This window comes from Chryseomicrobium imtechense (assembly GCF_041475995.1).
Classification (GTDB): domain Bacteria; phylum Bacillota; class Bacilli; order Bacillales_A; family Planococcaceae; genus Chryseomicrobium; species Chryseomicrobium aureum.
On sequence record NZ_JBGOBM010000002.1, the window covers coordinates 35,049 to 48,816 of the forward strand.

The 13,768-nt window shown below is 43.4% G+C and carries 15 protein-coding genes and 1 other annotated feature; of the genes, 13 read left to right on the forward strand and 2 right to left on the reverse strand.

Translation table 11 applies throughout. The annotated features are described in order from the left end of the window. Positions 1-64: 64 nt before the first annotated feature. From infC to AB5N96_RS01840, 4 genes are all read left to right on the forward strand, one after another. Positions 65-583: a translation initiation factor IF-3 gene (gene infC, locus AB5N96_RS01825; RefSeq protein ID WP_338032455.1), complete on the forward strand. Its 519-nt coding sequence runs from the start codon at positions 65-67 to the stop codon at positions 581-583. A gap of 31 nt (positions 584-614) precedes the next feature. After that, complete coding sequence (rpmI, locus tag AB5N96_RS01830; protein ID WP_094944135.1) at positions 615-815, forward strand: 50S ribosomal protein L35; 201 nt, start codon at positions 615-617, stop codon at positions 813-815. Between the two features lie 36 nt (positions 816-851). Continuing rightward, positions 852-1,211 carry a 50S ribosomal protein L20 gene (gene rplT / locus AB5N96_RS01835; RefSeq protein WP_094944136.1) on the forward strand — a complete coding sequence of 120 codons (360 nt, stop codon included), beginning with the start codon at positions 852-854 and terminating at the stop codon, positions 1,209-1,211. 275 nt (positions 1,212-1,486) lie between these two features. Then, entirely contained in the window at positions 1,487-1,747 is a 261-nt protein-coding gene (locus AB5N96_RS01840) for a DUF1294 domain-containing protein (protein ID WP_338032453.1), read from the forward strand. Positions 1,748-1,758: 11 nt separating this feature from the next. On the opposite strand, the gene AB5N96_RS01845 is transcribed toward AB5N96_RS01840, so the two are convergent. Then, entirely contained in the window at positions 1,759-2,148 is a 390-nt protein-coding gene (locus AB5N96_RS01845) for a sigma-w pathway protein ysdB (protein WP_499704489.1), read from the reverse strand. A 91-nt stretch (positions 2,149-2,239) separates the two neighbouring features. Here AB5N96_RS01845 and AB5N96_RS01850 point away from each other — a divergent pair, with 91 nt between their 5' ends. The 6 genes from AB5N96_RS01850 to pheT all read left to right on the forward strand — a co-directional run bounded on the left by AB5N96_RS01850 (position 2,240) and on the right by pheT (position 9,830). After that, positions 2,240-2,728: a dUTP diphosphatase gene (locus AB5N96_RS01850; protein ID WP_499704491.1), complete on the forward strand. Its 489-nt coding sequence runs from the start codon at positions 2,240-2,242 to the stop codon at positions 2,726-2,728. A gap of 66 nt (positions 2,729-2,794) precedes the next feature. Continuing rightward, entirely contained in the window at positions 2,795-3,886 is a 1,092-nt protein-coding gene (locus tag AB5N96_RS01855; RefSeq protein WP_204590329.1) for a M42 family metallopeptidase, read from the forward strand. A 150-nt stretch (positions 3,887-4,036) separates the two neighbouring features. Continuing rightward, a complete protein-coding gene (gene argF / locus AB5N96_RS01860) occupies positions 4,037-4,999 on the forward strand; it encodes an ornithine carbamoyltransferase (protein ID WP_499704492.1) in 963 nt (320 codons plus the stop codon). Positions 5,000-5,303: 304 nt separating this feature from the next. After that, on the forward strand, positions 5,304-6,068 hold the full coding sequence (locus AB5N96_RS01865; protein WP_499704493.1) for a TrmH family RNA methyltransferase: 765 nt from the start codon (positions 5,304-5,306) through the stop codon (positions 6,066-6,068). 37 nt (positions 6,069-6,105) lie between these two features. Next, positions 6,106-6,328, forward strand: a binding site (T-box leader). Between the two features lie 43 nt (positions 6,329-6,371). After that, positions 6,372-7,409 carry a phenylalanine--tRNA ligase subunit alpha gene (gene pheS / locus AB5N96_RS01870; protein ID WP_499704494.1) on the forward strand — a complete coding sequence of 346 codons (1,038 nt, stop codon included), beginning with the start codon at positions 6,372-6,374 and terminating at the stop codon, positions 7,407-7,409. A 12-nt stretch (positions 7,410-7,421) separates the two neighbouring features. Beyond that, positions 7,422-9,830, forward strand: a complete 2,409-nt coding sequence (gene pheT, locus AB5N96_RS01875; protein ID WP_499704495.1) for a phenylalanine--tRNA ligase subunit beta — start codon at positions 7,422-7,424, stop codon at positions 9,828-9,830. A 339-nt stretch (positions 9,831-10,169) separates the two neighbouring features. On the opposite strand, the gene rnhC is transcribed toward pheT, so the two are convergent. Beyond that, complete coding sequence (gene rnhC, locus AB5N96_RS01880; protein ID WP_499704496.1) at positions 10,170-11,090, reverse strand: ribonuclease HIII; 921 nt, start codon at positions 11,088-11,090, stop codon at positions 10,170-10,172. A gap of 77 nt (positions 11,091-11,167) precedes the next feature. On the opposite strand from rnhC, the gene zapA reads away from it, so the two are divergent. The 3 genes from zapA (at position 11,168) to polX (ending at position 13,760) form a co-directional block, all read left to right on the forward strand. Beyond that, positions 11,168-11,440: a cell division protein ZapA gene (gene zapA, locus AB5N96_RS01885; protein ID WP_204590335.1), complete on the forward strand. Its 273-nt coding sequence runs from the start codon at positions 11,168-11,170 to the stop codon at positions 11,438-11,440. Further along, positions 11,433-11,984 carry a CvpA family protein gene (locus tag AB5N96_RS01890; protein ID WP_392454027.1) on the forward strand — a complete coding sequence of 184 codons (552 nt, stop codon included), beginning with the start codon at positions 11,433-11,435 and terminating at the stop codon, positions 11,982-11,984. Before zapA ends, AB5N96_RS01890 begins: the two co-directional genes overlap by 8 nt. A gap of 69 nt (positions 11,985-12,053) precedes the next feature. Further along, positions 12,054-13,760: a DNA polymerase/3'-5' exonuclease PolX gene (gene polX / locus AB5N96_RS01895; RefSeq protein WP_499704497.1), complete on the forward strand. Its 1,707-nt coding sequence runs from the start codon at positions 12,054-12,056 to the stop codon at positions 13,758-13,760. Positions 13,761-13,768: the final 8 nt, after the last annotated feature.

The following is a 13,768-nucleotide window of genomic DNA, read 5'->3' on the forward strand; positions in this document are numbered from 1 at the left end:
GTTGTGAATAGCAACTGCACTTCATACCCGACCTTGTATTCGCGATACTATTTGGAGGTGGATTATTATTAGCAAAGACATGTATGTAAACGAAGGCATCCGTGCAAGAGAAATTCGTGTAATTGACCAAAATGGTGATCAGCTTGGACTCAAAACACGTAACGAAGCACTCGAGATTGCTGCTCGCGTTAACTTAGACCTTGTCCTTGTGGCCCCTCAAGCCAAGCCACCTGTTGCTCGTATTATGGATTATGGTAAATTCAAATTCGAACAGCAGAAAAAAGATCGCGAGATTCGTAAAAATCAAAAAATCGTTGTATTGAAAGAGGTTCGTTTGAGCCCGACGATTGACGAACATGATTTCCAAACGAAACTTCGTAATGCCATTAAGTTCCTTGAAAAAGGGGACAAAGTGAAAGCATCGATCCGATTCAAAGGCCGTGCGATTACGCATAAAGAGATTGGACAACGTGTCCTTGATCGTTTTGCAGAAGCATGTGCAGAGGTTTCTACTGTAGAGCAGAAACCGAAAATGGACGGACGCAGCATGTTCTTGGTTTTAGCGCCAAAGAACGAGAAATAAGCATTTAGAAATTGTTTAGGAGGAATTCGACATGCCGAAAATGAAAACTCACCGTGGAGCAGCTAAGCGCTTCAAAAAGACGGGTACTGGTAAACTTAAGCACGACCGTGCATATGGTAGCCACTTATTTGGAAACAAATCTACAAAAGCGAAACGTAAACTTCGCAAGCTTAAAGTAGTTTCTTCAGGCGACTACAAGCGCATCCGCACACTATTAACGTACATGAAGTAATTCGACTATAAATGAAATAGCAGGAGGTTGTTTAATATGCCACGTGTAAAAGGTGGAACAGTAACGCGTCAGCGTCGTAAAAAAGTCATTAAATTAGCTAAAGGATACTACGGTTCAAAACACACACTTTATAAAGTTGCTAACCAAGCAGTTATGAAGTCTGGTATGTACGCATACCGTGACCGTCGTCAAAAGAAACGTGATTTCCGTAAATTATGGATCACACGTATCAACGCGGCAGCACGTTTGAATGGTCTTTCTTACAGCCGTTTAATGTTCGGTCTTAAATTAGCAGGTATCGAAGTTAACCGTAAAATGTTAGCTGACCTAGCTGTAACGGATGCTGCTGCATTCACTCAGTTAGCAGATGCTGCTAAAAAAGCAATGGACAAATAAGTTCAAGCTATGAGCTCTCTTTCCTTTATGGAAGGGGAGTTTTTTTTCGTAAGTTGTGCTCCATTCCGGGGCTGCTTTCCGAGGGCGGATCGTGAGTCTCCTCGTCGCACACTCCTGCGGGGCCTCACGTTCCAACTTTTAATCCCTCCAGAGTCAGCCCCTCCATTGCGTAAAACTTGCTCTTGGGGAAAACTAGTTACGAATCAACTCGTAACTTTGTTTTGTTCCTCCGGTAATTTTCCTATACACTAAGTAAAGAAAGGGGGCGTCTAAACATGGAATACATGTGGATCATCGTCGTTGGGATGTCGATCGCTGCACTATTCACAATGCGCCATGACAAACGACAAGCACAAAAAGGAGGGCAGCGTATTCCTGAAAAAACACTGTGGTTGCTCGCAATTCTTGGAGGAGGACCAGGTGCTTACGCGGGGATGCAAATGTTTCGTCATAAGACCAAACATACATCTTTCCGAATCGGATTTTTAATGCTTGCCGTAGCACAACTGTTTTTACTTGTATATCTCTACAATTAAAAAAAGCCCGTTTACACGGACTCTCGGTAACCTTTCATCAACTGTTCGATTGGGTTCTTCCAGCTGATTACGGCATTTGGATAGCTAAGCTGAATCTCTTTTTCAAGGAATAAAAAATCTTCACGCGTCATTCCTTGCAGTTTTGTAGCGTCATGTGCCCAGACAAAAATGGAGACGACGTCGAATGCGTCTTCTGTTGTGCCGAGGTATTTTTCACCTTCAAATAACGTACCTTGGTACGCGATCAAAAAGTTTTTTCGCGCATTTTTACTGTCGTCATAAAAATAGTAGGACTCCTGTTGCACCGCTTCATCCAATTTTCGTTTTGGATCGAGTAAATATCGCATGACTTTATACAATGCGTAGGCGACAACAACTATCAGTACGAGCCGAAATATCATGATACCACTCCCTTTATACATAACCATTCCATTATCTATACGAACCAAAATTGATTTGGTTTCAAACTATTTGAAAAAGGTGTGAAAAACTTTGAATCTCCAATCTTTAGTGAAGATGCAACGAGAATTAGATAGCTATATTGAACAAAAACGTGGTATTGAAGAAGATGTTTTTGACCGAAAAGTGATTGCTCTATTAGTAGAACTTGGAGAACTGGCCAACGAAACGAGAAGTTTCAAGTTTTGGAGTGATAAGGGGCCTTCTGAAAAAGCGATTATTCTCGAAGAATATGTGGATTCGATTCACTTCCTGCTCTCGATAGGAATTGAAAAGTCACTTGCCGATGAGCTCATTGAATGGCCAATCGGAGCAGAATATATGGATTTAAATGAAGCATTTCTAGCGACTTACAAAGGAATTTCGAATTTCCAACAAGTGCCGTCTGCAAAAAACTATACTTCAATATGGGAAGGCTATGCAGAAATTGCACGACTTCTTGGGTTCACAACGGATGAAGTGGTCGAGGCGTACCACGCCAAAAATGAAGTAAATTATACTAGACAACAGACAGGATACTAACTTGTTGTTTACATTCTATTCAGTCTTTTCGTATAATGGGAATAGATTGTTTAGGAGGTCGAAATAATGACGAAGCTAGATGAAACATTGACAATGCTAAAAGATTTAACAGATGCACGCGGAATTCCAGGCAATGAGCGTGAAGCACGAGAGGTTATGGAAAAGTACATCACGCCATTTGCTGATGAAATTTCATATGACAATTTAGGTAGCTTGATTGCGAAAAAAACTGGTTCTACAGAAGATGGACCGAAAATCATGGTCGCAGGTCACTTAGATGAAGTTGGCTTTATGGTATCTCGTATCGACGACAAAGGATTCTTATTTTTCCAACCAGTAGGTGGATGGTGGAATCAAGTCATGCTTGCTCAGCGTGTGACGATTGTTACGCGTAAAAAAGGGGACATTACTGGAGTCATCGGATCAAAACCGCCTCACATCTTATCACCAGAAGCTCGTAAAAAGCCAGTAGATATCAAGGATATGTTTATTGATATCGGTGCCTCTTCTAAAGAGGAAGCAATGTCTTGGGGTGTATTACCAGGAGACATGATTGTACCTTATTTCGAATTCCACGTGATGAACAATGAGAAATTGCTTCTTGCAAAAGCATGGGATAACCGTATCGGTTGTGCCATTGCGATTGATGTTTTAAAAGGCCTTCAAGATCAACAACATCCAAACACGGTCTACGGTGTTGGAACAGTGCAAGAAGAAGTGGGTCTACGTGGTGCGAAAACTGCAGCTATGAAAGTGCAACCAGATATCGCATTTGCAGTTGACGTCGGTATCGCAGGTGACACACCTGGTGTTACACCAAAAGAATCAACGTCAAAAATGGGCGAAGGTCCTCAGATCGTCCTGTTCGACGCTTCTATGGTCTCTCACAAAGGATTGCGTGACCTAGTTGTCGACACAGCAGATGAAGCAGGTATCCCGTACCAGTTCGAAACAATTGCTGGAGGCGGAACAGATGCAGGTGCAATTCATTTGACGATGAATGGAGTACCAGCAGTTGCAATCGGTGTTGCGACACGTTACATTCACTCGCATGCAGGTATTTTGCATCGTGACGATTACGAAAATGCTGTGAAATTGATTGTTGAAGTCATTAAAAAATTGGATAAAGATACGGTTGAGACATTGAAGTTCAACTAATAGAAGTTTAACCCCTGGGTTACACGAAAGCGAGTTCGCTCCCTTTTGTGATAACTGCAGGGGTTATTTTATTTCATGCATTGACATACACTGTTATGTATATTTATAATATAAAGTACATGAATATACATTTTAGGGAGATGAGGCAATATGAAGTTGTTAGAATGGGTGAACATTAAACCTGTAGAGAGTTTGAAAGGGAAGGATCTGTTGACACTTTTTGATTACTCAACTGAAGAAGTAAAAGAACTTCTTGAACTAGCAATAAATCTGAAGTTTTTAACAAAAGAAGAAAAATGCCCTCCACTTCTTGCAGGGAAGACACTTGGAATGATTTTTGAGAAGCATTCGACACGCACGCGTATTTCATTTGAAGTAGGCATGCAACAGTTAGGAGGGCATGGTATGTTTATGCATTCTCGGGATTTACAAATCGGACGCGGAGAGAGCATTCCAGATACTGCGAAAGTATTATCCGGTTACTTAGACGGTATTATGATTCGTGCAAATTCCCACGAGATGGTAGAAGAACTTGCAGAGCATGCGTCGATTCCAGTAATCAATGGGTTGACTGATTTGTTTCACCCGTGCCAAGCACTTGCCGATCTTCTCACTCTTCAAGAAGTTAAAGGAGGACTTGCAGGGAAAAAACTTGCGTATATCGGAGATGGCAACAATGTCGCGCACTCTTTAGCCATTGCCGCAGCGCACATGGGGATGCATATTCATATCGCATCTCCGAAAGGGTATGAACCTGTTGAGTGGATCAGTGAAAAGATCTCAAAACTTGCCATTACCAATGGAGGGTCATACGCAGTGACAAGCAATCCTGTGGAAGCTGTGAAATCTGCCGACTGTATCTACACAGATGTGTGGACATCGATGGGACAGGAACAAGAAGCGGAAGCACGACTTGCAGCATTTGAACAATTCCAAGTAAATGATCACTTAGTTGCGCATGCAAAGTCGGATTATGTATTTTTACACTGTCTTCCTGCGCACCGCGAAGAAGAAGTGACAGCGAGTGTGATAGATGGACCGAATTCTTATGTATTCCAACAAGCTGAAAATCGTTTACATGCACAAAAGGCAGTACTAGCCTCACTCTTATAATTTCTAAAACGGCAGGTGTCCGCTATAGAACATTCGTGCCAGAGGGCATAAAAATAAGTACATAAAAATGGCCCGGGAGACGCTGGGCCATTTTTTTAATGGATTGTTTTTTCAAGCAATTTAACAGCATCCTCGATCATCGAGTAGATGTCTTCGGAAGTGGAACCTGCGACACTTGATGAGATTGATTCGCGAATTTGAAAAGCCATTTCATCATCCCTCCGTTTCCTGTATAGTATGTTTTCTGATAGTCTTTTTTATACAAAAAGGTATGATACACTGAAAGAAAAAATAGGAGGCTTTTATGAAGCGCATCGAATCAAAAAGCAATGCACTCGTCAAGCATTGGAAGAAGCTCGTAACCGTTCGCAAAGAACGTGAAAAAACAAAAGAATTTATTGTAGAAGGTCATCATTTAGTAGAAGAAGCACTCAAAGTGCCTGGTATGGTCAAACACATTATGATTGGCGACCATGCTACTCTCGATCATAAATGGCAGACCGAGGACATTCAACTGCTTGAAATCAGTCCAGAAGTTGTTCAGGAACTAGCAGATACGGAACATACTCAAGGGATTTTCGCACATTGCCAACAACCTGCATATAAGCTCGCACTCAACGCATGGTCTCGTGTATTGCTGATTGACGCTGTGCAAGACCCAGGAAATGTCGGAACTATGATCCGCACGGCAGATGCAGCAGGAGTGGATGCTGTGATTTTAGGCAAAGGAAGTGCAGATGCATTTAATCCGAAAACACTGCGTTCAGCACAAGGCTCAACATTCCATTTACCTGTTGTGAAAGCGGACCTCGAAGACTGGATCGCCAATTTAGCAGACGAAGGATTTGTCTTGATTGGAACTGCTCTAGAAGGTGCCAAAAATTATAAGGATGTCGCACCTTCTGACAAAATGGCGTTCATCTTAGGGAATGAAGGAGCGGGCGTGCAAGCGAACCTTTTAGAACAAGTGGATGCACGCGTGAAAATTCCGATTTATGGACAGGCAGAGTCGTTGAATGTAGCCATTGCCTCTGCCATCGTACTCTATCACTTCGCTGAAAAAGCTTGATATTCCTAGAACTGACTCGTATAATGAGTATGAAAATACAACAGCAATGACCGGGAAAAGTATAAGAAGAGCACAATGGCTCAGGGAGAATGTGGCTAGACTGAAACCACTTCCCATTGTCTTCTTAGAAGTTCACCCCAGGTAGCTGCCACTTGGACCAGAAATGTAAAGGTGGCCGGTTCCGAGCCGTTATTCGTTTGAGTGATGATGCTTTTAGCATGATAACTAGGGTGGTACCGCGATGATAACTCGTCCCTTTTTGGGGCGAGTTATTTGTTTTGTCAAAATAAGGAGGAATCGACAATGGAAGCACAACTTTCCGCGTTAAAACAAGAAGTTCTTGAAAAAATCCAAGCCGCTTCAACAGTCAAAGAATTGCAAGACGTCCGTGTAGCTTATCTCGGAAAAAAAGGGCCTATCACGGATCTATTAAAAGGCATGGGGAAACTTCCTGCTGAAGAACGACCGAAGATGGGGGCGCTTGTTAATGAGATGCGCCAAGAAGTCACGGCTGTTTTAGATGCACGTATGACAGAACTTGAAGCGGCTGCAGTGGAAGCGCAACTTGCGAATGAGACAATCGACGTCACGTTACCAGGTCGTCCTGTACAAATCGGGAATCACCATCCATTAACAAAAGTCATCGAAGAAATTGAAGACTTGTTCATCGGTATGGGCTATGAAATCGCAGAAGGTCCAGAAGTAGAGAAAGACTACTATAACTTTGAAGCACTGAACCTTCCAAAAGGGCACCCAGCACGTGATATGCAAGACTCGTTCTATATTTCAGAAGAACTTCTATTACGTACGCATACGTCTCCCGTGCAAGCACGAACGATGGAAAAGAAAAAAGGCGAGCCGATTCGCATTATCTGTCCAGGTAAGGTATTCCGACGTGACAACGATGACGCAACACACTCACACCAGTTCATGCAGATTGAAGGACTCGTCATAGGCGAAAACATTCGCATGACGGACTTAAAAGGAACACTCGACTTACTCGGCAAGAAAATGTTCGGCTCAGACCGTGAAATTCGTCTACGCCCAAGCTTCTTCCCGTTCACTGAGCCATCCGTTGAAATGGATATCTCGTGTTTCAAATGTAGCGGTTCAGGATGTTCTGTATGTAAGCGCACTGGCTGGATTGAGATTTTAGGGGCCGGAATGGTACACCCGAATGTTTTAGAGATGGCAGGATACGACCCGGAGAAAGTATCGGGATTTGCATTCGGAATCGGAGCAGAGCGTATTGCGATGCTGAAATACGGAGTCGAAGATATTCGTCACTTCTATACAAACGATATGCGGTTCATTCAACAGTTTGAACGCACGGAAGGGTAAGGTGGAAAGCATATGTTAGTATCACTAAATTGGTTAGCAAACTACGTCGATCTTTCAGGCGAAAACCCGTCTGAACTCGCTGAAAAAATTACGCGTTCTGGCATTGAAGTCGATGCACTGGAAGTTCGTTCACAAGATATGAAAAATATTGTGGTTGGGCATGTTGTTTCCAAAGAGAAGCACCCGGAAGCAGATAAATTAAACATCTGCCAAGTCAATGTAGGAGCAGACGAATTGTCGCAAATCGTGTGTGGCGCACCAAACGTCGATGCAGGACAAAAAGTCATAGTCGCCGTTCCAGGCGCACGTCTACCAGGCGGTTTCAAAATTAAAAAAGCAAAATTACGTGGGCAAGAATCGCATGGTATGATCTGTTCGCTTCAAGAGTTAGGCATCGAAGGGAAAGCAGTACCAAAAGCATTTGCAGATGGCATTTTTGTATTGCCGGAAGAGGCGGAAATCGGAGCAGATGCGCTTGAGTATTTATCACTCCACGACACAGTGTTGGAGCTCGACTTGACTCCAAACCGTGCAGACGCGATGAGCATGCTTGGTGTAGCTTATGAAGTAGCAGCGATTTTAGGGAAAGACGTGAAACTTCCAGAAATCAGCTACACAGAAGGCTCTGAAAAAGCGGCAGATTACTTAGCATTAGAGGTTCAGGCGAAAGACGCAAACCCTTACTATAGTGCAAAAGTCATTAAAGATGTTCAAGTCGGACCATCCCCACAATGGCTACAAAACCGTTTGATGGCTGTTGGTGTACGTCCACACAACAATGTTGTTGACGTCACGAACTATGTTTTGATGGAATATGGTCAGCCACTACATGCGTTTGACTATGACCGATTGGAAACGAAAAAAATCGTTGTTCGTATGGCATCAGAAGGCGAAAAAATCACGACGCTCGATGATCAAGAACGCACGCTTGCGGATACGGACCTTGTAATTACAAATGGTGAAGTACCTGTTGCAGTTGCGGGTGTCATGGGCGGTGCAAATAGTGAAGTAAGTGACGAGACGACAACGATCGTTCTTGAGTCTGCTTATTTCACAGGCAGTTTTGTTCGTCAAACGTCGAAGAAACTTGGCCTTCGTTCGGATGCATCGGCACGTTTTGAAAAAGGTGTCGACCCGAACCGTGTGGAAGCAGCAGCAGAGCGAGCAGCACAACTACTTACAGAACTTGCAGGTGGAACAGTGTTAACAGGCTCAGTTGTTGTCGATGAACTTGATAAAACACCGAAAAAAGTCATAGTGTCTCCAGACTTCATCAACGAACGTTTAGGGATGAAAATCTCATTGGATGAAATGCAGCACATTTTGACACGTCTACAATTTCCGTTTGAGGTTGCAAACGGCTTGTTCTATATTGACGCCCCAACTCGTCGCCAAGATATCGTTATTCCAGAAGATATCGTCGAAGAGATTGCGCGTATGTACGGCTATGATCGCATCCCGATGACTCTCCCAGAAGGCGCACATCAAGCAGGTGGGTTGTCACCTTACCAAGCAAAGCGTCGTCTTGTGCGTCAAACACTTGAGGGGGCTAGCCTCTATCAAGCTGTAACATACTCATTAACATCCCATGAGCAGTCGCAAAAGTTTGCATTACATCAAGCGGACGTAACAAAGTTATTGATGCCGATGTCAGAAGAACGCAGCACCCTTCGTCAAAGTTTAATTCCTCACTTAATTGAAGCGGCGAGCTACAATGTTGCGCGCCGTGTTGAGAGTGTTGCGCTTTATGAAGTAGGTTCAGTCTTCCTAGACAATGGTGTGGACGAGCTTCCTACTGAAATCGAGCATGTGGCTGGAATCGTGACAGGTCTTTGGGTAGATCACATGTGGCAAGGTGAGAAAAAGCCAGTTGATTTCTTCGTTGTAAAAGGTATCGTGGAAGCTCTTGCTGCTAAGCTAGGCGTGACACTTTCCTACACACAAGCGAAGATGGACGGCTTGCACCCTGGTCGCACAGCAGAAATCTTTTTAGGGGAAGAGCTAGTGGGCTTCATCGGTCAATTGCACCCGAATGAACAAAAACGTGTTGATTTGAAAGATACATTTGTATTCGAATTAAACTTGGAGCGGTTGATTACTGAACAGAAACCAACAATTAGCTACACGCCAGTTTCGCGTTTCCCAGCAATCACACGCGATATTGCATTAGTTGTGGACCGTGCATTGCCGGCGTCAACGCTTGAAACGATTATTCGTGGTTCGGGTGGTCGCTTAGTTTCAGCAGTTCGTCTGTTTGATTTGTACCAAGGGGAGAAGATGGCAGATGATAAGAAGTCTGTTGCATTCTCAATCACATATCAAGATGCGGAGCGGACGTTGACGGATGAAGAAGTAGTGGCGGCACATGATAAAGTAGTCGCTGCCCTAGCATCAGAAGCAAATGCGGAACTACGCGGATAAGTTTTAGAGTGAAATCCTGTTGAATCTTTTCCTAGTAAGGGCTTTATGACTTGAGGGCTGATTGTAATCAGCCCTTTTTCTAGTGGTTGGGGAGAAAAAGAGTAGGTTTAGGGGAAGTAGTGAAGGGTTTATAACAAGAAAAGTTGGTAGCTTGAAAACTGAGCGACCGTTCTTCTACCGAAAATGAAATTTCTTCTACCGAAATGCAGTTTTATTGTACCCAAAGTGTAATTTATTCTACCCAAATCTAGATTTCTTCTACCGAAGTCGTTTTATGGAAACTAATTCGCACTTCTTAGTATAGAAAATAGCACCCTCTAAATCAGAAGGTGCTGTTTATCAATGTTTCAACTTCTCAGCGATCTTAATAGCCTTCTGTGTATTCGCGAAATGCGCCTTTGTCAACGTCTTTAAATACGCCAATCCTTTCTTGTGGAGAATCCGTGCAGCAACCTCATCAACTTTTGCCCCGGCGCCTTTAGGAATTGTGACGCCGACCTGCTGAGACAACTTGTCCATCTCCTCTAAAAACGCATTGCGCGCTAAAATAGAGGCGGCAGCAACAGCAACATGCAGACCTTCTGCTTTTGTGGCGAAATACACATTCTCTTCGATGATTTCCTTTTGCTTCGCGATATGACGATAATAGATACTTTTCTCCGCAAACTGATCAATCAAAATTGCATCTGGTTTTTCATCACCGAGTTTCCGCAAGACGTGTTTTAATGCTTGATTGTGCAACAACGCTTTGATTTTACCCTGCGACCATTTTTTGTCAGTCGCATCATTATACTTGGCCATGGGAAGGATAAGAATACTGTGGGTAAAGGCTGCTTTAATATCCGGTGCAACCTTTCGTATGAATGCATCGTTCAATTGTTTAGAGTCTTTGCACCCAAGTTCTTCGGCAAGCGAAATTTTATCGGCAGGAATATAGCATGCTGCAACAGTGATGGGTCCGAAAAAGTCACCCGTACCTGTCTCATCAGATCCGATAACGGACAATTTATGAAAACCTTCTGGCAGCAAATTCGACTGAATAGGTTCAGACGACGTAAAAGCTTGCCACTGTTCTGCTTCACGCGTGGCACCGTCTCCTTGAAACATCACTTTTCCAGACTTGTAAACGCTGATGCGTGCGTCTGGAAGCTTAGCGGCAAATACCATTCCAGGAGCTTTAGCAGGAATTGCGTGCAAATCATACTGCGAAATCAAATGATTTATTTGGGATTTATCTAATACGATGACAATGTTTGACATAGCTATGTTCCTTTCTTTCCATCTCTCTCCACTTCATGGTATCATAGTTATTAGGATTTTCTGAGGAGGTCTTGTCTTTGTCAGATCAAACAATTACACGAGTAGCTGTGGATATTTACGGTACTACATACAAAATGGCAGGGTACGAGCCAGCAGGACATATGCGTTTAGTCGCGACGATGGTCGATGATAAAATGCGTGAGATCCAATCGGCAAATCCAAGTCTTGACACGGCAAAGCTTGCCGTACTAACAGCCGTCAATACGATGCACGACTATTTAAAAGTGAAAGAACAACTAGAAGAACTTGAACAGCAATTGAAACAGTTAAAGGGCGGTCTAAATGATTGATATTTTATTACTGATTATTCTTGTTGGAGGCATCATAGTAGGGGCAAAGCGTGGACTGATTGTACAATTGATCCATATGATTGGATTCGTCGTCGCTTTGATTGTTGCCTTCAAGTATTACAAACCTCTCGCAGAAAAGTTTGTGCTGTGGGTTCCATTCCCAGCCATCACATCGAACTCGCAATTATCATTTGCAGTGGAAACACTAGATCTTGATCAAACGTTTTATCGTATCATTGCATTTGCACTTATTTTCTTTATTGTAAAATTTGCCTTACAAATCGTTGCCTCTATGTTTGATTTCCTTAAGTTTTTACCAGTGCTCGGACAAATCAGCAGTATTTTAGGTGCGATTTTAGGATTTATCGAAATTTACTTCCTACTATTTGTATTGCTGTATGTACTAGCGCTACTGCCTGTAGACATGATTCAGACGGCAATCGGTGGGTCAGCAATCGCTAATTTTGTTTTAGAAAATACACCTTTCTTATCAGAGGCGGTGAAGGACTGGTGGTATATCTACCAGGAGAACCGTTCCGCATAACGAATCAAAAACTTCTCTCGCCAGTTGGGAGGAGTTTTTCTCGCTTTTACGACAAAGGAGTGGTACGTCATGGATAAAAAAACAATCATTCGCGCACTTGAGCGCATTGCACTTCTAATGGAACTGCAAGGAGAGAACCCGTTTAAAGTCAGTGCTTTTCGAAAAGCGGCACAAACATTAGAACTGGATTCTCGAAGCCTCTCCGAGATGGAGGATCCGACAAAGTTAAAAGGTATTGGCGCCGCTACCGGAGGCGTGATTACCGACTTATTAAACGACGGAGAGTCGAGTCTGTTAAAAGAGCTCGAGGAAAAAGTACCACAAGGTTTAGTGGAGATGTTGCAAATCCCTGGAATGGGAGGCAAAAAAATTGCCAAACTGCACGCAGAACTAGGTATTGAAACACTTGAAGGACTGCGTGAAGCTTGCGAGAAGAACGAAGTCCAGGCCCTAGCAGGTTTCGGTAAAAAGACAGAAGAAAAGATTTTAAAAGAGCTCGACCAACTTGCAAGCCGCCCAGACCGGTATCCGATTTGGAAACTTGAACCGATTGTGGCGCACATTGAATCACTGTTACACAATCATGAAGCCGTCTCACGTGCATCTGTTGCGGGTTCATTCCGACGCACGAAAGAGACGAGTAAAGACCTCGACTTCGTCATTGCAACGACAGATGTCCCAGCAGTCAAGGAACTTCTGAAAGAAACATTAGATATCGAAGAAATGATTGCCAATGGAGATACGAAAATGTCGGTAGCACTTGCTAAACCGGAACGCGTGGATGTTGATTTCCGATTTGTGAAAGACGAAGAGTTTGTCTCGACACTGCATCACTTCACCGGCTCGAAAGACCACAATATTCGGATGCGTCAACTCGCGAAAGAGCGCGACTGGAAGATCAGTGAATACGGAGTGGAAAAAGAAGATGGGTCGGTGACGACATACGAATCAGAAGCAGCATTCTTCGCAGACTTCGATTTGCCATTCATTCCACCGGGCGTCCGGGAGTCCGGGCAAGAACTCGATAAACTCGATCTACTTGACGAGCTTGTGCAACTAGAAGACATAAAATCAGACTTACACATGCATACGACATGGTCAGATGGTGCCCATTCATTAGAAGAAATGATTGAGGGATGCCTAGCAAAAGACTATGAACTAATGATCATCACTGATCATTCGCGCTATCTGCGGGTCGCGAACGGATTGACTCCTGAACAACTACGTGAGCAAAACAAAAAAATTAAAGAACTCCAAAAGTCATATCCCGGTATTCATATCTTATCTGGAACGGAGATGGACATATTACCGGATGGAACACTCGACTTTGAGGACGAACTCCTGGCAGAACTTGATTTTGTCATTGCATCGATTCATTCTAGCTTTTCGCAACCACAAGAGAAAATTATGGAACGCTTATATACAGCAATCTCGAACCCCAATGTCGACATGATTGCGCATCCGACAGGACGAATAGTCGGAGAACGTCCGGGATACGAGCCAGATGTAGAACAACTCTTACAATGGGCAAAAGAGTTCGATAAGATTGTCGAATTAAACGCAAATCCATACCGATTAGACCTTGCAGTGAATTGGTTAGAGCGCGCACAAAAGTTAGGGGTGAAAGTGGCAATCAATACAGATGCCCATCATCTTGACCATTTACGCTTTATGGATATCGGTGTACGTCATGCGCAAAAAGCATGGCTGAAAAAAGAATTGATCGTCAACACATGGCAACCCAAACAACTACTCGACTATTTAGCTCGTAAGTAAAAGGAGGC

Bases quoted from the DNA above. Each gene is read 5' to 3' on its own strand.
- pheT (WP_499704495.1), top strand. From the start codon at position 7,422: ATGTTAGTATCACTAAATTGGTTAGCAAACTACGTCGATCTTTCAGGC.
- polX (WP_499704497.1), top strand. From the start codon at position 12,054: ATGGATAAAAAAACAATCATTCGCGCACTTGAGCGCATTGCACTTCTA.
- AB5N96_RS01855 (WP_204590329.1), top strand. From the start codon at position 2,795: ATGACGAAGCTAGATGAAACATTGACAATGCTAAAAGATTTAACAGAT.
- AB5N96_RS01845 (WP_499704489.1), bottom strand. From the start codon at position 2,148: ATGATATTTCGGCTCGTACTGATAGTTGTTGTCGCCTACGCATTGTAT.
- pheS (WP_499704494.1), top strand. From the start codon at position 6,372: ATGGAAGCACAACTTTCCGCGTTAAAACAAGAAGTTCTTGAAAAAATC.
- rnhC (WP_499704496.1), bottom strand. From the start codon at position 11,090: ATGTCAAACATTGTCATCGTATTAGATAAATCCCAAATAAATCATTTG.
- AB5N96_RS01890 (WP_392454027.1), top strand. From the start codon at position 11,433: ATGATTGATATTTTATTACTGATTATTCTTGTTGGAGGCATCATAGTA.
- AB5N96_RS01840 (WP_338032453.1), top strand. From the start codon at position 1,487: ATGGAATACATGTGGATCATCGTCGTTGGGATGTCGATCGCTGCACTA.
- rplT (WP_094944136.1), top strand. From the start codon at position 852: ATGCCACGTGTAAAAGGTGGAACAGTAACGCGTCAGCGTCGTAAAAAA.
- argF (WP_499704492.1), top strand. From the start codon at position 4,037: ATGAAGTTGTTAGAATGGGTGAACATTAAACCTGTAGAGAGTTTGAAA.
- rpmI (WP_094944135.1), top strand. From the start codon at position 615: ATGCCGAAAATGAAAACTCACCGTGGAGCAGCTAAGCGCTTCAAAAAG.
- AB5N96_RS01865 (WP_499704493.1), top strand. From the start codon at position 5,304: ATGAAGCGCATCGAATCAAAAAGCAATGCACTCGTCAAGCATTGGAAG.